1 pseudogene is annotated in these 472 nt (G+C 44.3%); it reads right to left on the bottom strand.

The features are described 5' to 3' along the window. Positions 1–472: pseudogene (locus J7R10_RS08615) on the bottom strand (filamentous hemagglutinin); the annotation flags it as partial.

Genomic DNA, 472 nt, shown 5'->3' with positions numbered 1-472 from the left:
GTGGCGTGAAAATGCCATTAAAAGAGACATGAACCTTACCATCAGAACCGGCTTGTAGGTGCTTCTTCTCCTCAGCCGTTAAATAATGCGACTGAGGAATTTTTTGTCCACGACCGTTTTTTATATACCGCCCATTTTCATCTTTGAGATAGATAATATTTCCCTTTTCATCACGATCCACCACGGCGATGGAGTGCTCTTTGATAAACATGGTTTTATAGGAATCATCGCTGTATTTAAACCCTTCTTCAAGCAATTGCGTTGCCATTTCACGGTTCTCATGGACGATTTGTTCCAGCCTGCCACCATCAAGCGCTTCTACAACTTGATGAGCTGTAGCGGTGTCTCGGTTAAGGGAGGCGATTGTTTGTTCCCCATTTTGCCCTGTCAGGTTCTTTTGCCCTGCTTCATCTGTCAAGATGATGCTGCCATTGCTGATAGCAGATTTGGTGTATCCTTCCTCTGAATCCTT

The organism is Bartonella vinsonii subsp. berkhoffii ATCC 51672 (assembly GCF_902825225.1).
Classification (GTDB): Bacteria; Pseudomonadota; Alphaproteobacteria; order Rhizobiales; family Rhizobiaceae; genus Bartonella; species Bartonella berkhoffii.
This window is presented reverse-complemented; position numbering and strand designations above follow the sequence as displayed.